Raw genomic sequence first — 22302 nt, forward strand, 5'->3', positions numbered from 1 at the left:
TTTCAATGCCTTCTTTTATAATCCTAAATACTCTTCTAATGTTAAATCATTATTAGCAAAGTTTTTGCTATGCTCTTTTCCTATATATCTAAAATGCCATGATTCAAATATAAACCCTGTCTTCCATTCTTTTCCTTCAGGATATCTTAAAATAAATCCATATTTATAAGCATTATCTTTTAACCATTTAGCTTCTATTGTATTTTTAAAAGCATTTTCTGCCCATAAAGATCTATCAGCTCCTCCAATATCAAATGCTAACCCGGTTTGATGTTCACTAAATCCAGCTCTTGCTGAAAAAGTATCTGTAGGTTCCTGTCCATAATTTGATGCATAATTCCAATATAATCTATTTTGACTCCAATAGCTTCTGTAAGTAGAAAATGCATTTAAGTATACTCCTTCACTTGCAGCTTTAGCTTTCATTTCTTCAAAAGCAGCTCTTGCTTCAGCACTTTCTCCTGGTGCAAAGGAGTCTGGTAAACCATATTCTTTATTAACAAGTAAAATTCCATTTATATATTTTGCTTCCCTTTTACTTGCATCTTCACTAGACTTTAAATCATATGTTTTTTTAATTCTTCTTTGATTCGCATCTTTTTTAATATCGTTTATATAACCTTGTAGTTTACTTAAAGTATCTTTTGCACTTTTATAATTTCTCTCTTTATAAAAACCATCATAATCATCTATAAAAGAATTAACTTTTTTAATTTCCTCTTCAGTAAATCCCTCTAGTTTGTCCTCATTTATTTTATTAAAAATTGCTTCTAACTCTACTTCATTTGATGCACTAACTTCACTGACTAATGCTTTTAAATCACTTACAAATTTGTTTAAATTATCTGTAATTCCATTTGAAATCTCATTTGAAATTTCATCTTCTAATTTTTGTATTTCTGCTATTTTTTCATCACTAGTATATATATTTTTTTTATTCTCTTTTAAATTTTTATAATCTTCTACCACACTCATTTGTCCACTAAATCTCTCTGTTGCTTTAGCCTCTAATTGTAAAAGATTTTTATGTTTAATTTTTATTGGAGTATAAATAACTAGTCCAACTACTAATCCTGCTACCGTCATTGCTGTTATTCTTCTTCTTATCATCATTTTTCTTCTTAATTTTTTTCTTTTATCATTCAAATTTATCCCTCCAATACTACATTGAATTATAACAAAAATATCACTAAATTTAAACCTAGTATTTATTAAAATATTATTATTTTTTAATATTTTAAAGTTAATTCCTTTTATATTCTTAAATTTTCTTATTAAATTAAAATGAGAGCTATTTAGCTCCCATTTAACTTTACTTCTTTATTACAGCTCTTACTTTTTCCCTTAAAGCCTTATCTAAGCAATATTCACTTAAATAATAAAGCTTACTATTGATGTCATCATCAGTATTATCTAATGTATAAAATGTTATTGTTGCATTTACTTTTAATTCATCACTAATTTTTCCAATATCAATTATTTTTTTATCATTTTTTTCTATTCCCATTATTTCTTCTAAATTTATTATACTTTTTCCCATAGATAAAGTCTTTAAGAATTTTAAATGTCCTTCTGTAAATCTTTCTGCTGCATTTATTAATTTTATAAGAGTTTGATAACCTTTTACAACATCTCCTTCCTTTACGAAAGTTTTGTAAAAATGTTGAATTACTCCTATAACTTTATTATTTCCCTTTATTTGAGACATAAATCCAAATATTATGATTTTATCCTCATCAGAAAAATTTACCAAATGATTCATAAGCCCCTCTAATACTTTATCTGTTTTAACATCTTCAGAAGCTAATTTACATAATAAATTTATTGCCTTTAATTTTATTTGATTATTTCCATATGCAATTTTCTCCAAATATTCTATAGAATCTTCTTTATAGTTAAAGATAATCATTAAAACTACATTCTCAACAACTATATTCCATTCTCCAAGCTCATCATATTTTCCTCTAAATTTGCTTGGTTTAGATACTTTTCCATGAATAAAATTAGGTAATAGACTTAAATACTCTTTTCCTATATTTTTAGAAGCCTCTTTTGCATAGATTTCCATATCTTTAAAGTTATCATAGTTATCTATAACATTAAGAATTTCTCCTATTATTAACTCTTCTATTTCTTTTTCACTTAGGACTTTTAAATTAACTTTTTCTTCTACAGGCTCATTTTTAATTTCTTCTACCTCTAAATTTATATTAAATTTAATCTCTTCTTGTTTTTTTTCTTCTTTAACTTCTTCTATTTGTTCATCTTCATATTCATTATTATCTATTTCATCATACTTATCTATGTAAGCTTTATTTCTTTTAAAAAGATCTAAAAATCCCATTCCTATAGTCCTCCATATCTATATCACTTATAACTTCTATATTAGCACTTTCTAAAATACTTGTAGTTATTCCTCTACCTTCTATCTTGATTCCATTAAATTTCCCATTATATATAAAGTTTACTCCACAAGATGGACTTCCCTCTTTTAAAATTGCAACTTTAACTTTACTTTCCTTTGCAATATGTAAAGTTTCCTTAGCACCTTTTAAAAATTCATTTGTTACATCTCTTCCATCCTTATTTAAAACTTTATCTTTTCCACTTATTACCCCCTCAGCTGTCCCTAGAATCTCAGCTGGAATTCTTGGAGTACTAAGCCCACCTAATTGCTCAGGACATACTAATATAGCTTTTCCAGCTTTAAGTAACTTAACACAATATTTATTTAGATTATTTCCTCCATTATATTTACAATTAACACCGCATAAACAACTGCTAATTAAATACATTCCATCACCTCATTCTAATACTATTATAACACAAAAGAGACTCTAAAACATGAGTCTCTTTTAATATTACTTTAAAGTTACAACAGTAACTCCATCTCCACCTTCTCCATATACTCCTAATCTATAGGTTTTAACATGTGGATGTCTCTTTAACATATCATTAATTGCTTTTCTTAAAACTCCAGTTCCTTTACCATGAACAATTACTACTTCTCCTAAGTTACTCATATACGCTTCATCTAAATATTTGTCAGTTCTAAAGCAAGCTTCTTCCGAATCCATTCCCCTTAAATCAATTCTACTTTCAACAGAGGCTAAATTTAATTTAAGTTCTCTTTTCTTCTTTTCTTTTTTCACAGGAGTTCCACTTACTTTTCTTAAATCTTTAAGTTTTACGTTAATTTTCATAATACCAGCTTCAACTTGTACTTCTCCCTTTGAATCAGGCATTGAAATAATTATAACTTTTTGATTTAACGATGGAAGAAAAGCATCCATTCCTAAAACAACTTTATCTATAACTTCTCCTTGATTTTCTTTCATCTTGTATATAGCTGCTTCTCTTTCTTCTAGGCTATCTTTTAATTTTTTTCTCTCTTCTTCTAATCTTTTTCTTCCTCCAGATTCTATTCCCATCTTCTCTAATTCTCTCATGGCTTTTAGAATATCATCTGCTTCATCTTTTGCTTTAGATACTATATTCTTTGCTTCTCTTCGTGCATCTTCATATGCTTTATCTCTTACTTCTTCTAAACGGCTAATTTTTTCTTCATATTTTTTTCTTAGTAGTTCAGCTTCTTTTTTTGCTTTACTTGCTTCTCGTGCATCTCTATTAGCTATAATACTTTTTTCTTGAAGATCTCTTATTAAATCTTCAAACTGCAAGTTTTCTTCTGATATATAATTTTTAGCTTTACTAATTACATCATCATTTAGTCCAAGTCTTTTTGATATTTCAAAGGCATTTGATTTACCTGGTATTCCTATTAAAAGTCTATATGTTGGTTTTAATGTTTCAACATCGAACTCAACAGAAGCATTTTCTATTCCTTCAGTCTTTAATGCATATCCTTTTAATTCACTATAATGAGTGGTTGCAATTTGTCTTGCTCCTCTATTTCTTAAAGTGTCTAAAATTGCAACTGCTAATCCAGCACCCTCTACTGGATCTGTCCCCGAACCTAATTCATCAAAAAGAATCAATGAGTTTTCATCTGCTAATTCCATAATTTTAACTATATTAGTCATATGTGAGGAAAATGTAGATAACGATTGTTCAATACTTTGCTCATCACCAATATCTGCAAAAATATTAGTATAAAAACTAATTGTAGATGCATCTTTGGCTGGAATAAGCATACCACTTAATGCCATAAGATGTAATAGCCCTACTGTTTTTAATGTTACTGTTTTACCTCCAGTATTTGGTCCAGTAATCATTAATGTATTAAACTCTCTACCTAAATATATATCACATGGTACAACAATCTTAGGATCTATTAAAGGATGTCTTCCTTGAATAATATCAAAGCTTTTATCTTCATTAACATAAGGACATATGGCATTTAATGATGATGCATATTTACCTTTTGCAAATATAAAATCTAATTCCGATAATATTTTTGAATTATTTTTTACTTCTTCTATATTTTCATACACTTTTAAAGATAGCTCCATTAAAATTCTTTCAATTTCCGCCTTTTCCTTTAATTTAAGCTCTTTTATTTCGTTATTTAAGTTAACTAAGCTCATAGGTTCTATAAAAAGTGTTGCTCCCGTAGAACTTTGATCATGAACTAACCCTGGTACTGCACCTTTATATTCCGCTTTAACAGGAAGTACATATCTATCTCCCCTCATTGTATATAGATTGTCTTGAAGATACTTTGAGTTAGCTCTAACAATTCCATTTATTTTTTCTCTTACTGATGAGTTTTTTTCTTTTAGGCTTCTTCTTATTCCATGTAATGTACTACTAGCTCTATCGCTTATCTCATCTTCTGATACTATTGCTAGTTCAATATCATCTTCTAATTTTTTTATTGGAATCAATAAATATGCTAAATCTTCTAATTTAGGGTATTTTATTTCTTCATCACCTCTAGAAATATATTCCTTAAATCTTCGTGTACATCTTAACATTCCGCCAATTCTAAGAAGTTGCCCTGGAGATAAGACTCCACCTTTTTTAGCTCTTTCAACAGATTCTCTAACATCAAATAATCCTTCAAATGGAGGTGCACCTTTTCTTATTAATAAATCTAAGGCTTCATTACTTTCTTGTAACTTATTTTTAACTTCAAATAATGTCTTATATGGCTCTAAATTTTCTACTAATTCTTTCCCACTTGAAGTTACAGCAAAAAATTTTAATTTTTCTTTAACTTTATCGAATTCTAATACTCTTAGAGCTTTTTCGTCCATAATTACTCCTTTTATCTCAATTAATTATTAAATTTAGTAAAAAGTTTAGAAAAACTAACTTTAAACTTATTATAATTTTTTACAGTCATTAATGCTGCTATTACCACAAATATCTCTGATATTATTGTAATACTTGTTTTAACAAATTCCTTTAAATTATCTTCTACAATAAATAAAATAACTAATAAAGTTATAGAAATAGCTGCCATTATTATTTGGTTTTTCCATAAATTTTTAATCAAAGTTATTCCTTTTATTTTATCTTCTTTTGATGCATTTAATAAACTAGGACTATTTTTTATTTTTATAGTACCTATTATAACCATTATTGTTAATATAAAAGTCCCTATCAATAATAGTTTAATTATGTTAATGCTCATAATCGCTCTCCTATCTACTCTATTCCTCTTCTATAGTGTCCTTTTGTATATTTTGCTGTATTTACAGTTTCTTCTCCATTTATCATTTTTATTACTTTTTTTACTTCCTCATAGCTTTCATCTCTAAATTCTACTCTAAAAGAATTTACTCCAATATCAATTAAATCCTTCTTCTCTTCTATTAAATTTAACGGAACTGGATTTAATATATAACTTCTACAATAAATATCAGTCATTACTCTAAAGCTTTCTTTCATTCTATCAACTAGTTTAAATTCATCTCTTGAACATGCTACATTACATTCTCTGCAAGATGATTTTTCTCCAAATGTACTTCCTATAGGACAATACTCACTAATCATAAGTTCTGTTTTACCATATATAATACTTTGTATATTTCCTTTGTTTTTCTTTAAAATTTCTTTTATTTCTCTACGATTTAACTCTAAGCTTAATGTTGGAATATTTATTTCATTTTGATAGAACTTTAATGATTCTGAATTAACTATATTTAATTTATAGTCACCAATAATATATAATTCATCTTGATACTTTTTTATTATACCTGCATTAACTGTAATTAATCCTTTTATATACGGTTTTAATTCATCTACTACCTTTATAACATTATTAAATTCATTTTTAATTATATTAGGAATTTTAATAAATATATTTATTTTATTGTTATTATTATAAAGTTCCTTAACATCTGCTATTCTTAAAGCATCTTTATCTCTACTAAAAATATCTAAAGCAATATTTTCAAAATTACTTTCAACTAATGCTTTTAATTGCATCTTAGTAATACATTGATATACTATATCTAAAGATTTATTACAGTAATTAATAGGCTTCTCGTTTAATTTTTCCGGACGTTTTCTTCTATATGATTTTGTTATACTTTTTTGTATTCCTTCTAAAGCCTCTCTTCTTAAAGCATTTAAATCTGAAATTCTTAAAAATCCATTTTCATATTCTGTAAATTCTATTTTATCAAATTTAAAAGTACAATCTCCTGATTTTTTTAAAGCTTCTTCTATTCTTTCTTTTTCTAACGGCTTCTTTAAAGCTTTTTCAACTTCTGCCCCACTAAACTTATAATCTTTATTTTTATATCTTACCTCAATAGTCATAGGAAAACCTTGCTTAAATATTACTTTAGCATTTAAATTTATTTTTTTATTATAAGGCTTTATATATTCTTCTAAACTATCAAATAACTTCTTATCTAATGATTTAAAAAGTTCATCTCCTTTTTTATATGCTATTGGAAATAGTTTAACCATTTCACCTTCTTTAGCTTCTTTTACTTCAACTCCATTTAATGTTATTTTATTTACTGCAAAACCCTTGTCTTTAAATCTAAATCCATCTCCTAATGATATATTTTCCTTTAATACTATCTCTCCATTACTTTCTACTCTACCTAATGGTACACCAGTATTTCGTGGATGCTTATAACTCATCATATCTTTTCCAACATTTTTATGTAAGTATGCTTTAGAAAATCCACCTCTATTAAATAATTGTAATAATTCTCTTTTTCCATTATAAACATTATATTTTTTATTAAATAATACCTTATCACAAGCTTTTCTGTAATTATCTACAACTCCTGCTACATACTCTGCTCTTTTCATTCTTCCTTCTATTTTTAGTGATGATGTACCTGAAGCTATTATTTCATCCATATCTTCTATAGTACATGTATCTTTTGGACTAAGTAAGTACGCACTTCTCTCTCCTGAAGTTTTTCCTTTAAGTGTATATTCCATTCTACATGGTTGTGCACACCTTCCTCTATTTCCGCTTCTTCCCCCTATCATTGAGCTCATTAAACATTGCCCTGAATAAGAAATACAAAGGGCCCCATGTACAAATATCTCTGTTTCTATTCCTAAGTCTTTTGATATATATTTTACTTCATCTACTGAAAGCTCTCTTGATAAGACTATTCTATGAAATCCCTTTTCTTTAAAAAATAGAGCTCCTTCACCATTATGTATTGTCATTTGTGTAGATGCATGTATTTCAAAATCATTATAGTCTTCTTTTACTCTTTTAAACAATCCTAAATCTTGTAATATTAGCGCGTCTACGCCTATTTCATATAAAAACCCAACATATCTTACTGCCTCTTCAATTTCATTTTCTTTTAAAATTGTATTTAATGTTACATATACTTTAACCCCATAGCTATGTGCATAATCTATAGCCTTTATCATATTATCATTATCAAAATTTGATGCATATGCTCTAGCTGAAAATTTATTTCCACCTAAGTAAACTGCATCTGCTCCTTTATTAATTGCGGCAAAAAGACTTTCCATACTTCCTGCGGGAGCTAAAATTTCTATTTTATTCATACTGTTTTCTCCTACTGCTTATATATTAATTTTATAATATATATTAAAATAATTTCTTACTAAATATATATATCATAAATTCTAATATTTTTCTATTGTTCTATATAATAGCTATAATATAATTAACTTCACTTTATTTTTCTAAAATTATGTATATTTAACATAATTAATGTATATATTTATGATAAATATATTTTTAAAATAGACTTATTGAGGGAGGTTATTATGAAAAAATTATATTTTATATTTTCAACAAGCCTATTATTTATAATAATACTATCACTAAGCCTTATTAAGGCTAAACCAATTTCTGCTATATCAGAAATTTCATCTAAAATTCAAAAAGAAATTTTAATTGAAGACTTTACTGAGGAAAATATACAAATTAAAGAAATAAATTTAAATGAATTAGTTGATCCTGCATTAATATCTATGATAAATAATAAATCATCCGAAAGAGGTATTTATGGATTTACTATTCAAAATGAAGGTAAAGATTATTTATACTTTAATGGTATTAATAATCCATTTATAAACCATAAATTTGATATTAATGATAATAAATTAATTATTAACTGTGATGCTTCTAAAGATTCTAACGAAAATTTTTCAAAAAAATTATTTCTTATAGAAAAGAAAGATAATTCTTTAATTTCCAATATTCAAATAACTGTAAATGAACTTGAAGATAATACATCTACTATATATGAATTTTAACTTTTAATAAGTAAAGCTAAAGATAGTAACCTTTAGCTTTACTTTTTTATTATTTTAATAATGGATTTTTGCTTTTTCTTTCTTTAGCTAATTCTATTTGTATATCTACTAATTTTTTTTCTAAATCTAATACTTTATATTTACAATTTTGCAATTTAAATCTATCATCCTTATTTTTAGTCTTTAGTAGTTCCTTTTCTTTAGAAATCTTTTTATACTCATCTTCAATTATTGTAATTTGACTTCCAAGCTTAAGTATTTCACTTTTATATTTATCTATTTCTTCTTTATTGCAACTTTCTAATACTTTTTTATTCAACTCTTCAATTTCATTTTTATATTTTCTTTCATTATTTAAAAGTTCCCTATTATCTTCTTCTAATGATGCAATTTTTATATATGAATCTTCTACTGCAACTCTTAAGTCATCACTGCTACTTTTCATTATACTACTTTCTCGTTGTAGTTTTTTTATCTCTTTTTCCATTGTTTCTTTAACATTTATAAATTCTTGTTTTAGTTTATCTAATCTTTCTTTTGAACCTGAATTTTCATTTTCCTTTAATAATATTTCATTTTTTAAAGATTTTATTTCATTATTTAAGTCCTCTACTACCTTTGCTTCTTCTGTTAAAGATTTAACCTTTAGCTCTAGTTCATCTACAGATAAATTTCTATCTTCAAAATATTCTAATTTTCTTTTAAGGTTTTCTATTTCCTTATCTTTTTCACTAACAACATTCTCAAACTCTTCTTTTAATTCATTTAATCTTTCTTTTAATGTTATATTTCTTTCTTCTAATGAAGCTTTCTTTTTCATTAAAGTTTCTATTTCTTCATCAGCCTTAAAAAGTTCATCTGCAATATTAAGTGCTGCTAGTGTAGCTACTGCAGTAGAACTAAGTTTTCTATTGTTTCCCATAATATCTTTTATTTTTCCATCCACATATCCTGATATTCTAACTAAGTATTCTTGATTTTCTCTTCCTTTAAGATTATATTCTATTCCATTTATTTTAATTGTTACCGTATTCATCCCCACACCTCGTTAACATAATAATTATCTTTTATTTCATTTTATCATAAATATTTCAAATAATGTATAGTGATAATCAAATGTAATAATAATTTAAATAAAATAAGCTAAAGTATTAAAAATACTTTAGCTTATTTTATTTAAATTATTTACTTTCATTTTTTCCAATTATATATGCAATTACAAATCCTATTAGTAATGAAATTATTGATATTACTCCACTTACCCCAAATGTAAATCCTGGAAAAATAACAAAGACCGATCCTACTACTAATCCAAAAATTGTGCAATATGCAGTTTGAGGATATTTATTAAATAGACCTTCTATAAGTTTAGTCATTAATAAAAATCCACCTATTACACCAACTCCTATTACAGCCATATTTATAATATCAAAATTTTTAACTACTTCAATTATTGGCTCATATAAACCTATTAAAAGCAATACAAATGATCCACTTATTCCTGGCAAAATCATTGTTGCTGCTGCTATAAAACCAGCTATAAAAAATCCTATCATATTTGGTTTAAATAATGTACTTAAAAAAGCTGTATTTGGATTTGTTTTTTCTAATACACCAAGTCCTGCTACTATTATAAATCCAATTACTAATGCTATATAGTTTCCTTTACTTACTTTTTTCTCAGTAGCTTTCTTATAAAGTAATGGAGCCGTACCTAATATTAATCCAATAAAGAAAAAATTAGTTTGCTCATTATAATTTTTTAAAAGATAATCTATAATATTAGTAAATAATAAAATTCCTGTTATAGCACCAATTCCAAGAGATCCTATAAAAATTATACTCTTTTTTATATCCTTGAAAAAATTATTAACAGTATAAATTATTTTATCATAAATCCCCATTACAACAGCCATAGTTCCTCCACTTACCCCTGGGATAACGTTTGAAACACCTATAATCATACCTTTTAATGCATTCATTAAAAATTCCATATATCTTCTCCTTTTATAAAAAATAAATACGTTTATTATTTTATCATAAGTTAACTTTACTTAATATATGTTTTAGATAATATTTAGAAATTCTTTATTTTTAATAAAAAAATCAAACTCAAGAGAGTTTGATTTTTTTATTATCTTAAAGTAGCTCCTAATTTATATTCTAAGCTTCTTAATATTTTATCGTGTACCTTATTTACATCTTTATCTGTTAATGTTTTTGTTTCATCTCTATATGCAATTGCATAAGCTATACTCTTCTTACCCTCTGGTATTTGTGCTCCCTTATATATATCAAATAGTTTTACAGTTTCAACTAAAGCTCCACCAGTTTTTCTTATAGTATCTTCAATTTCTTGAACTAAAGTTTCGTCATTAACTAATAATGCTATATCTCTAGTTACTGCCGGGAACTTAGGAAGAGCTTTATATTTTTTAGTAACTTCTGCATTATTAAATAATATATCTAAATCTAATTCTGCAATATAACATTCAGCATCTATTCCATATTCCTCTGTAACATCTGGATGAACTTCTCCTAAAACTCCAGCTTTTGATTTTCCAATCATTAATGCTGCTATTTTTCCTGGATGATAACTTGAATTTTCACTTTCTCTTATATATGATTCTTTAGTTATTCCAAGTCCATCTATTACATTTTCAACTATTCCTTTAAGATCTAAATAATCACACTCACCATATATACCTATTGTTAATATATTTTTTTCAGTAGGAAGTTTTGTTTCATCATTATTTGGAATATATATCTTTCCAACTTCAAATAATCTAACATAGTCATTATTTCTTGAATAGTTTCTACCTAAACACTCCATCATTGAATGTATAGTTGTTGTTCTCATTACTGAATAGTCTTCACCTAATGGATTTTTAATCTTAACTACATTTCTAAGAGGACTATCTATAGGTAACTTAATTTTATCAAATACTTTAGGAGATATAAATGAATAACTTATTGATTGATTCACTCCACTACCTATCATTGATTTAATAACATTTTCAGTTAATAATTCATTTTTATATTTAGGCTCTCTTTCTGTAGAAACCTTAAATATAGTTGTTGGTATAATATCATATCCATATATTCTCGCTACTTCTTCAGCAATATCTTCTTTAATTGCAATATCAATTCTAAATGTAGGTATTTTAATATTAAGGATATCTCCATTTATAATAGTATTTAAATCTAAAGAATCTAAGCATTTTTTCATTTCTTCTTTAGATATATCTGTTCCAAGGAAAGTGTTAATCCACTTTGAATCTACTTCTATACTTGACTCTTCTTTCTTTTTATTATAAACATCTATAGTTCCTTCCATTACCTCTCCACAGCCTAATTCACAAATTAAAGAGCAAGCTCTATCTAATGCTAATGCTGCTAAGTTAGGATCTATATCCTTTTCAAATCTTGATGAACTTTCTGTTCTTAAGTTTAACTTCTTAGAATTAACTCTTATATTTGTTCCATCAAAGTTTGCACACTCAAAAATAACTTCTTTTGTATCTTCTTTTATTTCTGAGTTTAATCCCCCCATAATACCAGCTAAAGCTATTGTTTTATCACCATCTTTAATACATAAGAAGTTTGAATCTAATTCTCTTTCTATTTCATCTAATGTAGTAAATTTTTCTCCATCTTTAGCTCTTTCAACAACTATTTTCTTACTTTCTATTTCTCTTGCATCAAAGGCATGCATAGGCTCACCAAGTTCAAGCATTACAAAATTAGTTATATCAACTATATTATTTATAGGTCTAACTCCAGCTTCTAAAAGTCTTTCTTGCATCCAAGCTGGTGATGGAGCTACTTTAACATTTTTAACTCCTCTTGCCATATATCTTCTACATAAATCATCCTTAACTTCAACCTTTAATTCATCATTTATATTAGTACTATTTTTAACTATATAATCTAAACTTGGCATTTTGTAAGTTGATCTTATAGTTGCTGCTGTTTCTCTAGCCATTCCAACTATACTTAAACAATCTGGTCTATTTGAAGTTATTTCGAAATCAAGAATAGCTTTGTTTAACCCTAAATATTCTTTTATATCTATTCCAACTTCAGCATCTTGTGGTAATATCATTAGCCCATGTATTGGCTCATCTTCAGCAATACCTAACTCTTCTTCTGAACAAAACATTCCATTAGATACAATTCCTCTTAATTTACCTTTTTTAATTTCTGTTCCATCTGCAAGAATTGATTTATGTAAGGCTACTGGAACCTTATCCATTTCCTTCATATTGGTAGCAGCTGTAACTATTTGTATAGGCTCCTCTTTTCCAATATTAACTTGACATACCTTTAATTTATCAGCATCTGGATGAGGTGTTATTTCAGTAATTTGACAAGTTACAACATTTTTTATTGTATCCCCTTGTATTATTACCTCTTCAACAGCAGAACCTGATAAGGTTAATCTATCTCCTAATTCTTTTGCGTCTATATTAACTTCTACATAATCTTTCAGCCAATTAAATGGTACTTTCATCCTTTTTACCTCCTACTAAAATTGATTTAAGAATCTCATATCACTTTCGTATAATAATCTGATATCATCTATGCCGTATTTAAGCATTACCATTCTATCTACTCCAAATCCAAATGCAAATCCACTATAAACCTCTGGATCAATTCCACAATTTCTTAAAACTTGAGGGTGAACCATTCCACAACCCAAAAGTTCTATCCATCCGCTACCTTTACATACTCTACAACCTTCTCCTCCACAAACAAAACATGTTGCATCCATTTCTGCTGATGGTTCTGTAAATGGGAAATGATGTGGTCTAAACTTAGTTTTTACTTTATCACCAAACATTTTCTTTGCAAATAATTCTAATGTTCCTTTAAGATCAGCAAATGTAACTCCCTTGTCAATTACAAGACCTTCCATTTGATAGAATATAGGTGAATGAGTAGCATCAACTGCATCTGATCTATAAACTTTTCCTGGAGCAATCATCTTTATAGGTGGTGTTTGATTTTCCATAACTCTTATTTGAACTGGTGAAGTTTGTGTTCTTAGTACTAGATTATCATTTATATAAAATGTATCTTGTTCACTTCTAGCTGGATGATCCTTTGGTATATTTAAAGCTTCAAAGTTATATCTATCAAGTTCAACTTCTGGACCTTCTTCAACAGTAAATCCCATTGAAATAAATATTTCTTTCATACTTTCAAGTGTTAAATCTAAAGGATGTCTTTTACCTATAATTTTCTTCTTACCTGGCATAGAAATATCTATTACTTCAGATGCTAATTTTTCATTTTTCTCTTTTTCTTTTATTCTAGTAGAAATTTCTTCTATCTTATCTTCAACTTCCTTTTTAACTACATTAACTAGTTTTCCTACAACTGGTCTCTCTTCAGCTGATAAAGTTCCCATTCCTCTTAAAATTGTAGTTAATTCACCTTTTTTTCCTAAATACTTTACTCTAATCTCTTCAAGTGCTGCGCTAGTATTTACTGATTCTATTTCAGAAAATGCAGCTTCTTTAATTGCAATTAGCTTTTCTTGCATTTTTACTTCCTCCTTTTAATTAATTAAAAATGGTTTTTGGATATAAAAAAACCCCATCCCTACTAAAAGGGACGGAGTATCCGCGTTACCACCCTAATTGGTTCTAAAATTTTAGAAACCCAACTTAATTTAAATAACGGTTAACCCGCTAGCAACTACTATAATTTCATAGCTAGGACTCCTGAGGGAACTTCAATATAGATTCCTTTAAAATGGCTTTCAGTCTAAGACCATTTCTCCCTGAAAATTTCTCTACATCTACTTTCTCATTCATTGTCTTTACATATTTATTTACAACTTATTATACAAATAAAACCTTTATATTTCAATAGTATTTTAAAGTTATTTGTTATAATTAACCTAAAACAATATTTTTTTCTATTATACTTATTGTTTTTGTCTTACTTTTTCAAATAAAATTATTGAGGTTGCTATGGCTACATTTAAAGATTCAGCTCCACCTGGCATAGGTATTTTAACTTTTTTATCTGCCATACTAAAAACTTCCTTACTAATTCCATTTCCCTCATTTCCAACAGATAATATTACCTTACCACCTAAATCTTCATCAAAAAAATTTTTTGACTCTTTAAGAGATGTTGCAACAAGACTAAATCCATCATTTTTGAGCTTATTTATAAATGTATAATTTTCATCTTCATAGATAATAGGTATATGAAATAATGACCCCATAGTTGACCTTATAGTTTTATCATTATATATATCTACAGTTCCCTTAGTAAGTATTATTCCATTAACTCCTGCTGCATGAGCTGTTCTTATAATGGTGCCTAAATTACCTGGATCTTGAACCTTATCACATAAAAGATAAAAGTCTCCTGTTATTTCTTTAGGAACTTCTATATTTTCCACAACTGCAATTACGCCTTGTGGTGTTTCGGTAGATGTTAACTGTATCAATAAACTTTCGCTTATAGTATATATATTAGTATCTTCATTTAGATAATTCCCTATATATTCATAAACTTTTTCTACTAACTTATCTGAAACCATAATATATTCTATTTTAACTTTTGCTTTAAATGCTTCCTCTATTAACCTAAAACCTTCAATTATATATTTACCTTCTTTTAATCTATTTTTTCTCTCTTTAAGTTTTTTTGTTACCTTAAACAAATTATTCTCTTTACTTTCAATATGAATCAAGTCAACACCTCTTTAGTTTAATTTAACTATCATTCCTTCTAACTTACTTAAGTCATCTGCTGATCCAATAGCGACTATTATATCATTTAATGCAATTTTATCCTCTGCTAATGGTGATAAATTTACATCTTCCCCATTTTTTATAGCCATAACATTTATTCCATACTTACTTCTTAATCTTAATTCACTTAAAGATTTTCCTGCCCATTCATCTAAAGCTTGAATTTCCATTATACTATAATCTGATGATAATTCTATATAATCTAAAATATTAGCAGATACTAAATTATGAGCTACTCTAACTCCCATATCCTTTTCTGGTAAAACAACTCTATCTGCACCTATTTTATATAGTACTTTTGCATGTAAATCACTTTGACCTTTTGCAATTATAAACTTAACACCTAATTCTTTTACTAACAATGTAGCCATTACACTTGATTGTATATTATCACCTATTGTAACCACTGCCACATCAAAATTTCTAATTCCTAAAGATCTTAAGGCATTTTCATCTGTGGCATCTAATTGAACTGCATGAGTTACACTATCTGAAATTTCTTGCACAATATCCTCATTCATATCTATTGCTAAAACATCATTTCCTAATTCATATAAAGTCTTTGCTACTGAATATCCAAATCTTCCTAAACCAATTACAACAAACTGTTTGTTTGCCATTTATTTCATCCCCTAACCTATTAATATTTTTCCTTCTGGATATTTATATCCAGTTTTCTTTCTTTTTCTTGTTAATGCTAAGGCTATTGTTAGTGGTCCAACTCTCCCTAAATACATCATTGTCATTATAAGTATTTTACCTATAGAGCTTAAATTAGGTGTTAATCCAGTAGTTAATCCTACTGTTCCTAAAGCTGAAGTAGTTTCATATAATAAATCTAAAAAACTAGTTCCAGTTTCTGTATAAGATAACATCATTGTTACTATAATCACAAGAGCTCCTCCTATAAAGAACAAAGAAAAAGCTTTATATACCACTTCTTTTGTAAATCTTCTACCAAATACTTCAGTATCCTCTCTTCCTCTTATTACTGATATAACAGTTAAAATAAGTATACCGAAAGTAACTGTTTTAAGTCCTCCAGCTGTTGATCCTGGTGAACCACCTATAAACATTAATATTATAGTTAAAAATTTACCTGCCATAGTCATATCACTAGTAGATATACTATTAAATCCAGCTGTTCTTGGCGAAACAGAAGCAAAAAGTGAATTTAACGCCTTATCTTTAAAAGTCATACTTGCTATTGTACCTGGATTTCTATGTTCAAATAAGAACATTAAAATTGCACCACCTATTATTAATACTGTAGTCACTAATATTACTAATTTTGCATGTATAGATAGCTTTTTTAATCCCTTTAATTGATAGATTTCTATTAAAACAGTAAATCCTAAGCCTCCTATTATAATTAATGCACTTATTACTAATATTACAACAGCATTACTGGAGTATCCTACTAAACTATCTCCAAATAAATCAAATCCAGCATTACAAAAAGCGGAAATTGAATGAAATACACTATAAAATAATCCTTTTTTTAGTCCAAACGCTGGAACAAATTGTGTTGATAATAAAAGTGCTCCAAAAAATTGGATTGAAACTGTGAATATTAAAACATACTTAACCATTTTAACTAAGCCTTGTATAGCAAAAGTATTCATAGCTTCTTGCATTACTAATCTTTCTCTTAATGTTATTTTCTTACCTAATATAATAGCTATCAGTGTTGTAAATGACATAAAGCCAAGTCCACCTATTTCTATTAATAATATAATCACTACTTGCCCAAATGTATTCCAATGAGCACTTGTATTTAAGGTAATTAATCCTGTTACACAAACTGCAGATGTAGCTGTAAATACAGAATCTAAAAAATTAGTTCCTTCTCCACTGGCTGAAGAAATAGGCAATGATAAAATTATGCCCCCTAATAAAATTAGAGATAAAAATCCTAATGCTAAAATTTGTACACCTTTCAATTTTATATTTTTCTTTAAACTAAACTGCATATACTCACCTCAAAGGTATTTCTATTTTATTTTGTTAATATTACTTTAACTATTATACACTAATTTTTCCAAATTATAAGTAATTGCATAAAAAATTTATATAAATATACAAAAAAATGCGACCTAGAGGTCGCATTTAAAATTACTTGCTTAACTGACTTTTAGCTACTTCTACTAAATCTGCAAATGCTTTTGGATCATTTATAGCTATTTCTGATAACATTTTTCTGTTCATATCTATTCCAGCTAATTTGATTCCATTTATAAATTTAGAATATGAAAGACCATTCATTCTTGTTGCAGCATTTATTCTTGCTATCCAAAGTCTTCTGAAATCTCTCTTCTTTAATCTTCTTCCAACATAAGCATTTCTTAAAGCTCTTATTACTGATTCATTAGCAGTTTTAAATAATCTGCTTTTTCCACCGTAATATCCCTTTGCAAGCTTTAAAACTTTTTTATGATTCTTACGGCTATTAACCGCTCTCTTAACTCTTGCCATGTTTCTATCCTCCTAATTATATCTTATAGATATGGTAATAATTTCTTCATTGCTTTTTCTTGAGTTGTTGAAACATAAGCAGCTTTTCTTAAGTTTCTCTTTCTCTTAGCACTTTTCTTTGTTAAGATATGGCTTTTGAAAGCTTTAGCTCTTTTTAGCTTTCCTGTACCTGTCTTTCTAAATCTCTTTGCTGCACCTCTGTGCGTCTTCATTTTTGGCATGATAAAAATCCTCCTCTCAGGTTATGCTTTTTTAGGACCTAAAATCATTGTCATATTTCTTCCTTCTTGTTTTGCATGTTTTTCAACTATACAAATATCCTCTAGTTTTGAAGCAAAGTTATCTAGAATTCTTTTTCCTAAATGACCTAATTCTGCTTCTCTTCCTCTAAATCTAACAGTGATTTTAACTTTATCCCCATCTAATAGGAACTTTCTAGCATTTTTAGCTTTAATAGCTATATCGTGTTCTTCGATATTAAGACTACATCTTACTTCTTTAACACTTGTTACTTTTTGTTTCTTTTTGGCTTCTTTTTCTTTTTTTGATTGCTCATAAATAAACTTTCCTAAGTCCATTACTTTGCATACCGGTGGCTTTGCACCTGGAGAAATCATTACTAAATCTAATTCTTTCTCTTCTGCAATCTTAAGAGCTTCACTAGTAGCTATAACTCCAAGCTGACTTCCATCAGCATCTATAACTCTAATTTCTTTCTCTCTTATATCTTCATTAATAGAATAATTTTTACTAATATTATTCACCTCCGATAAGTTATACCAATGAGAAAACATTATATAATAAAAAGGACGGTATATTACCGTCCTTATTATCCTATCTTAAGCTGAACAACTTTCAGCGATAACTCTAGATAATTACCCTACTAAGCATTGCCGTAAGGTGAGAAACGGTTATGTTCCTTCTTAACAATTGATATTTTATCATCGCATATATTAGTTGTCAACATAATTTTAAAACTTAATTTGTTTAATATTACAAAGTGAACATCCTTTACAAAAATGTACTCTTTCTCCAAACACATTAGTTATAGTTTCTAAAAACTCTTTATTCAAACAATTGTTTTCTCCATGAATTATTACACTTTTAGGTGCATTTGTTATTAATCCACTTATTATAATATCTTCCATTTTAGCATCTGTATCTATTCTACATTCTACAAGTTCCTTCATAAATTCATTGAAAATATCATTACCTAATTTATCTTTTAGTAAATAACTTCCTCCCTCAGAAATTATAATATCAACCTCATCTATTTTACTTTCTTGAATTTCAACAAAATATTTAAGTAGCTTTACGAATTCCTTATATTCTTTTTCTACCATATAATTCTCTACAACTTTATCTATTATATTTTCTATATCTTCTCTAAGTTCTCTCATTCTAAATCTTATAAATCCATTTATGTTTATTTCTGAATTTTCTTCTAGGCAATCCTTTATTTTTTCTACTACTGAATTCATCTTATTCATACAATAAATAAGACTATCACATTTTAAAGCTTCTTCACATAGCAAAACCTTCATTATTTCTTCTTCTACTTCAATTATTTCATCTTGTTTTAAGAAGAAATAATTGTCTATTAAAAAGTCAAACATTTCTTTTTCCTTATATTTATCAATAACAATTTTATATAAAATATTACTTATATATAAATCAATTATATCTTTAACCTTTTCAGTATAACTATCATCATCACATAAAATTTTAACTATATGAGAATCTAACTCAACACTCTCTACCACACCAATTGTTATATTTTTTTTCTTAAGAATAGTTCTTAAATCCTGAATCTCTCTAATAAAATCTAAGTCATCGTTGTATACAAGCTTTAGTACGAGCATGGATTCCACTCCCTTCTTAATAATAGTATGTATTAAAATTTTTACTATATTCAAAAATTATTTTCTACAAATCGACAAAAATAGTTTATTTTAATTTATAATAGAAATTGTTTAAATTTTATAATCATAAGTTAAGGAGTATTTTATGTTTTGTTTTATTGACTATAGAACCACCTTTGAAGAAAAATATAACCTTAGAAAATTAGGGTTTTCATGTATAGAAATACCTAAATCTAAATTCGTATATCCTGCAATTGATGGACACGTAGACATACAGCTAAATATTTTAAATAAAAACTCGAAAAAAGTTATAATACATAGAGATATGCCTAAAAATTTTAAAGAAATATTAGTTAAAAATAAAATATCTTTTATAGAGACCTCCAATTCTCTTTCTTCAAAATATCCAAATGACATAATTATTAATGCTTTAATTTTAGATAATTATTTTATACATAATTTAAAATTTACTGATAATTCCTTACTTAAAACTCAAAACTTAAAAAAAATAATTAATGTTAATCAAGGATATACTAAGTGCTCCTGTCTTCCAGTAAATGAAAATGCTATTATTACAAATGATAAAGGTATTTTTAGTAAACTTATTTTAGAAGGATTTGACGTCTTATATCTTCCTCCTGGAGATATACTTCTTCCTACACTATCTTATGGTTTTATAGGTGGAGTTGGTGGTCTTATTAATTCAAACACTATGGCTTTCTTTGGAAACTTAGATGATTATATATATGGCGAAGAGGTTAAGAAATTTTTAAAAAAATATGATGTAAAACCTGTATATCTTAAGAAAGGAAAGCTTTATGATAGAGGTAGCCTCTTAGTGTTATAATACGTTATTAATTAATAAATGTTGATAATATTTATTTAATAAATATCCCTAAAAATATATCACCTCTATAAATTTAGGGATATTTTTAAAATCTTACTTTTTAAATCTTCATAACTCCTATTTTCTCTTTCTTCTATAAATTCTACTATTTTTATTACTTCTTTTATTGTTTCTTCTTTACTCTCTATATTTTGTTTTCCCCGTCCTAATTTATCACATATAAATAGTAGTATTATATCATTAACATTATTTGTTTCTAGCATTTTATCTACATTTCCAAAAGGTAAATTTTTACTTATATATATATGATGCATATGATATAAAACAAGGTCTACAACCTTATTATTAAACTCTTCATTTGAAGAAACCTTATTTAATAGCTCTTTAACTGCCTTTGAACCTGCTACATCATGATTATAAGCTCTCCATTTTCCTTTTATAAATTTTGTATTTGTAATTTTACCAATATCATGTAATAGTGCTGCCCACATAAATTCTTTTTTGTTATTAGAAAACACTTTAACTCTTGCTGCCATATCAACCACCATCAAAGTATGATTCCATACATTTCCTTCTGGGTGATGTTCCTTTTCTTGTTGTATATTCTCTAATTTATTTAAAATATTAAATGGACTTTCTTTTACTTCCTTGGTTTTTACTATTTTTATTAACTCAATTGATGGTATATCACTTTTAATTAATATACTTTCTATAAGTTCAAAAACATTACTGCTCATAATTTCACTCCTAAAATTCTTTCTAAAAATATTATTTGTATTATTTTGATTTTTTATTAGTTTCTTGTATCAAAAAATTTAATTTTGTATATCATATAAGTATAACATTTGAATTTTAAGGCGCTATAGCCAAGTGGTAAGGCAGAGGTCTGCAAAACCTTTATCCCCAGTTCAAATCTGGGTGGCGCCTCCATATTAATATTTCTCAACACTTACCCCCTAACATTCTCTAGTTATATATAAAAAGAGGTGAAATTTTTAAATTTCACCTCTTTTTATATTAAATATATTTTTCTAACTATTCATTTATATATAACTTAGCTTGCTTAATTTCTTTTACCGTATTATTACATAGCCATTGATAATCTACATCTGGTACAAATATATCAACTTTACATGTATTTTCATCTAGCCATACTATAGCTCCACCAGTATCTACAACTTTAAATTTTCCCATATCTTCAATATCTATATATGATCCATATGGAACATCTTGTGGCATTGCTATAATTTTTTCTCCGTGAGATTTTAATGGAACACCTCTTCTATCATTTTGTCCTCCCTGTAATAAATCATCAAAGTTCGTATAATACGTTATATATACAGTTAAATCCTTATAATTCTTTTTTTGTTCTTTTTTAATTATTTTAACATTACTAGACATTTCAGTTATAACTCTAGGATTTTTGCTTTTAATGTCTTCATAAGAAACATTTTGTTTATTAGGTGTAAAGTTAAATAGAAATAAACCTATGGAAGCTATAGTTAAATATTCTAACATAATAATTCTCTCCTTTTACAATATAAATTTCAAAACTACTTATTGGTTATTATTTCCAATTATTTTATTTCTATACTTTTCTATAACAAAAAAGTAGTGAAACCAATATTTCTATTGATTTCACTACTAAAGCACAATTTTA

21 protein-coding genes, 1 tRNA gene and 1 other annotated feature are annotated in these 22302 nt (G+C 27.0%); of the genes, 3 read left to right on the plus strand and 19 right to left on the minus strand.

Going from position 1 to position 22302, the window contains the following annotated elements:
- Positions 1-15 precede the first annotated feature (15 nt).
- The 6 genes from ACYQ1T_RS14670 to ACYQ1T_RS14695 form a co-directional block, all read right to left on the minus strand.
- Positions 16-1146 carry a M15 family metallopeptidase gene (locus tag ACYQ1T_RS14670; RefSeq protein WP_459836180.1) on the minus strand — a complete coding sequence of 377 codons (1131 nt, stop codon included), beginning with the start codon at positions 1144-1146 and terminating at the stop codon, positions 16-18.
- Between the two features lie 166 nt (positions 1147-1312).
- Positions 1313-2344 carry a hypothetical protein gene (locus ACYQ1T_RS14675; RefSeq protein ID WP_459836182.1) on the minus strand — a complete coding sequence of 344 codons (1032 nt, stop codon included), beginning with the start codon at positions 2342-2344 and terminating at the stop codon, positions 1313-1315.
- Entirely contained in the window at positions 2322-2795 is a 474-nt protein-coding gene (locus ACYQ1T_RS14680) for a 2-thiouracil desulfurase family protein (RefSeq protein WP_459836184.1), read from the minus strand. The genes ACYQ1T_RS14675 and ACYQ1T_RS14680 overlap by 23 nt, the downstream gene beginning before the upstream one ends.
- 66 nt (positions 2796-2861) lie before the next feature.
- Positions 2862-5219, minus strand: coding sequence for an endonuclease MutS2 (locus ACYQ1T_RS14685; RefSeq protein WP_459836186.1), 2358 nt, complete (start codon positions 5217-5219; stop codon positions 2862-2864).
- Between the two features lie 20 nt (positions 5220-5239).
- A complete protein-coding gene (locus tag ACYQ1T_RS14690; RefSeq protein WP_459836188.1) occupies positions 5240-5599 on the minus strand; it encodes a hypothetical protein in 360 nt (119 codons plus the stop codon).
- Between the two features lie 14 nt (positions 5600-5613).
- Positions 5614-7965 carry a U32 family peptidase gene (locus tag ACYQ1T_RS14695; RefSeq protein ID WP_459836190.1) on the minus strand — a complete coding sequence of 784 codons (2352 nt, stop codon included), beginning with the start codon at positions 7963-7965 and terminating at the stop codon, positions 5614-5616.
- Positions 7966-8190: 225 nt separating this feature from the next.
- Here ACYQ1T_RS14695 and ACYQ1T_RS14700 point away from each other — a divergent pair, with 225 nt between their 5' ends.
- On the plus strand, positions 8191-8682 hold the full coding sequence (locus ACYQ1T_RS14700) for a hypothetical protein (RefSeq protein WP_459836192.1): 492 nt from the start codon (positions 8191-8193) through the stop codon (positions 8680-8682).
- A gap of 49 nt (positions 8683-8731) precedes the next feature.
- Here ACYQ1T_RS14700 and ACYQ1T_RS14705 read toward each other — a convergent pair whose 3' ends face one another.
- The 11 genes from ACYQ1T_RS14705 to ytxC form a co-directional block, all read right to left on the minus strand.
- Entirely contained in the window at positions 8732-9718 is a 987-nt protein-coding gene (locus ACYQ1T_RS14705; RefSeq protein ID WP_459836194.1) for a cell division protein ZapA, read from the minus strand.
- 145 nt (positions 9719-9863) lie between these two features.
- Positions 9864-10676, minus strand: coding sequence for a DUF368 domain-containing protein (locus ACYQ1T_RS14710; protein ID WP_459836196.1), 813 nt, complete (start codon positions 10674-10676; stop codon positions 9864-9866).
- Positions 10677-10816: 140 nt separating this feature from the next.
- Entirely contained in the window at positions 10817-13195 is a 2379-nt protein-coding gene (gene pheT, locus ACYQ1T_RS14715) for a phenylalanine--tRNA ligase subunit beta (protein ID WP_459836198.1), read from the minus strand.
- Between the two features lie 15 nt (positions 13196-13210).
- Positions 13211-14230: a phenylalanine--tRNA ligase subunit alpha gene (gene pheS, locus ACYQ1T_RS14720; RefSeq protein WP_459836201.1), complete on the minus strand. Its 1020-nt coding sequence runs from the start codon at positions 14228-14230 to the stop codon at positions 13211-13213.
- Positions 14231-14294: 64 nt separating this feature from the next.
- Positions 14295-14513, minus strand: a binding site (T-box leader).
- Between the two features lie 104 nt (positions 14514-14617).
- Positions 14618-15397 (minus strand): TrmH family RNA methyltransferase, encoded by a 780-nt coding sequence (locus ACYQ1T_RS14725; protein ID WP_459836203.1) that lies wholly within the window; start codon positions 15395-15397, stop codon positions 14618-14620.
- A gap of 12 nt (positions 15398-15409) precedes the next feature.
- Positions 15410-16078, minus strand: coding sequence for a potassium channel family protein (locus ACYQ1T_RS14730; protein WP_459836205.1), 669 nt, complete (start codon positions 16076-16078; stop codon positions 15410-15412).
- 12 nt (positions 16079-16090) lie between these two features.
- Positions 16091-17431, minus strand: a complete 1341-nt coding sequence (locus tag ACYQ1T_RS14735; protein ID WP_459836207.1) for a TrkH family potassium uptake protein — start codon at positions 17429-17431, stop codon at positions 16091-16093.
- 142 nt (positions 17432-17573) lie between these two features.
- On the minus strand, positions 17574-17933 hold the full coding sequence (gene rplT, locus ACYQ1T_RS14740; protein WP_459836209.1) for a 50S ribosomal protein L20: 360 nt from the start codon (positions 17931-17933) through the stop codon (positions 17574-17576).
- Positions 17934-17956: 23 nt separating this feature from the next.
- Positions 17957-18154 (minus strand): 50S ribosomal protein L35, encoded by a 198-nt coding sequence (gene rpmI, locus ACYQ1T_RS14745; protein ID WP_459831081.1) that lies wholly within the window; start codon positions 18152-18154, stop codon positions 17957-17959.
- Between the two features lie 21 nt (positions 18155-18175).
- A complete protein-coding gene (infC, locus tag ACYQ1T_RS14750; RefSeq protein ID WP_459836211.1) occupies positions 18176-18727 on the minus strand; it encodes a translation initiation factor IF-3 in 552 nt (183 codons plus the stop codon).
- A gap of 177 nt (positions 18728-18904) precedes the next feature.
- On the minus strand, positions 18905-19795 hold the full coding sequence (gene ytxC, locus ACYQ1T_RS14755) for a putative sporulation protein YtxC (protein ID WP_459836213.1): 891 nt from the start codon (positions 19793-19795) through the stop codon (positions 18905-18907).
- 145 nt (positions 19796-19940) lie between these two features.
- On the opposite strand from ytxC, the gene ACYQ1T_RS14760 reads away from it, so the two are divergent.
- On the plus strand, positions 19941-20642 hold the full coding sequence (locus tag ACYQ1T_RS14760; protein ID WP_459836214.1) for a DUF6873 family GME fold protein: 702 nt from the start codon (positions 19941-19943) through the stop codon (positions 20640-20642).
- Between the two features lie 65 nt (positions 20643-20707).
- On the opposite strand, the gene ACYQ1T_RS14765 is transcribed toward ACYQ1T_RS14760, so the two are convergent.
- A complete protein-coding gene (locus ACYQ1T_RS14765) occupies positions 20708-21379 on the minus strand; it encodes an HD domain-containing protein (protein ID WP_459836219.1) in 672 nt (223 codons plus the stop codon).
- Between the two features lie 119 nt (positions 21380-21498).
- Here ACYQ1T_RS14765 and ACYQ1T_RS14770 point away from each other — a divergent pair.
- Positions 21499-21572, plus strand: a tRNA-Cys gene (locus ACYQ1T_RS14770).
- A 105-nt stretch (positions 21573-21677) separates the two neighbouring features.
- Here ACYQ1T_RS14770 and ACYQ1T_RS14775 read toward each other — a convergent pair.
- Entirely contained in the window at positions 21678-22160 is a 483-nt protein-coding gene (locus ACYQ1T_RS14775; RefSeq protein ID WP_459836222.1) for a hypothetical protein, read from the minus strand.
- Between the last annotated feature and the right edge of the window lie 142 nt (positions 22161-22302).

Source organism: Clostridium carnis (assembly GCF_054657435.1).

Bases quoted from the DNA above. Each gene is read 5' to 3' on its own strand.
- rplT (WP_459836209.1), bottom strand. From the start codon at position 17,933: ATGGCAAGAGTTAAGAGAGCGGTTAATAGCCGTAAGAATCATAAAAAA.
- ACYQ1T_RS14690 (WP_459836188.1), bottom strand. From the start codon at position 5,599: ATGAGCATTAACATAATTAAACTATTATTGATAGGGACTTTTATATTA.
- ACYQ1T_RS14675 (WP_459836182.1), bottom strand. From the start codon at position 2,344: ATGGGATTTTTAGATCTTTTTAAAAGAAATAAAGCTTACATAGATAAG.
- rpmI (WP_459831081.1), bottom strand. From the start codon at position 18,154: ATGCCAAAAATGAAGACGCACAGAGGTGCAGCAAAGAGATTTAGAAAG.
- ACYQ1T_RS14730 (WP_459836205.1), bottom strand. From the start codon at position 16,078: ATGGCAAACAAACAGTTTGTTGTAATTGGTTTAGGAAGATTTGGATAT.
- ACYQ1T_RS14705 (WP_459836194.1), bottom strand. From the start codon at position 9,718: ATGAATACGGTAACAATTAAAATAAATGGAATAGAATATAATCTTAAA.
- ACYQ1T_RS14765 (WP_459836219.1), bottom strand. From the start codon at position 21,379: ATGAGCAGTAATGTTTTTGAACTTATAGAAAGTATATTAATTAAAAGT.
- ACYQ1T_RS14680 (WP_459836184.1), bottom strand. From the start codon at position 2,795: ATGTATTTAATTAGCAGTTGTTTATGCGGTGTTAATTGTAAATATAAT.
- ACYQ1T_RS14700 (WP_459836192.1), top strand. From the start codon at position 8,191: ATGAAAAAATTATATTTTATATTTTCAACAAGCCTATTATTTATAATA.
- ytxC (WP_459836213.1), bottom strand. From the start codon at position 19,795: ATGCTCGTACTAAAGCTTGTATACAACGATGACTTAGATTTTATTAGA.
- ACYQ1T_RS14735 (WP_459836207.1), bottom strand. From the start codon at position 17,431: ATGCAGTTTAGTTTAAAGAAAAATATAAAATTGAAAGGTGTACAAATT.
- ACYQ1T_RS14775 (WP_459836222.1), bottom strand. From the start codon at position 22,160: ATGTTAGAATATTTAACTATAGCTTCCATAGGTTTATTTCTATTTAAC.
- ACYQ1T_RS14695 (WP_459836190.1), bottom strand. From the start codon at position 7,965: ATGAATAAAATAGAAATTTTAGCTCCCGCAGGAAGTATGGAAAGTCTT.
- ACYQ1T_RS14710 (WP_459836196.1), bottom strand. From the start codon at position 10,676: ATGGAATTTTTAATGAATGCATTAAAAGGTATGATTATAGGTGTTTCA.
- ACYQ1T_RS14760 (WP_459836214.1), top strand. From the start codon at position 19,941: ATGTTTTGTTTTATTGACTATAGAACCACCTTTGAAGAAAAATATAAC.
- pheT (WP_459836198.1), bottom strand. From the start codon at position 13,195: ATGAAAGTACCATTTAATTGGCTGAAAGATTATGTAGAAGTTAATATA.
- pheS (WP_459836201.1), bottom strand. From the start codon at position 14,230: ATGCAAGAAAAGCTAATTGCAATTAAAGAAGCTGCATTTTCTGAAATA.
- infC (WP_459836211.1), bottom strand. From the start codon at position 18,727: ATGTTTTCTCATTGGTATAACTTATCGGAGGTGAATAATATTAGTAAA.
- ACYQ1T_RS14685 (WP_459836186.1), bottom strand. From the start codon at position 5,219: ATGGACGAAAAAGCTCTAAGAGTATTAGAATTCGATAAAGTTAAAGAA.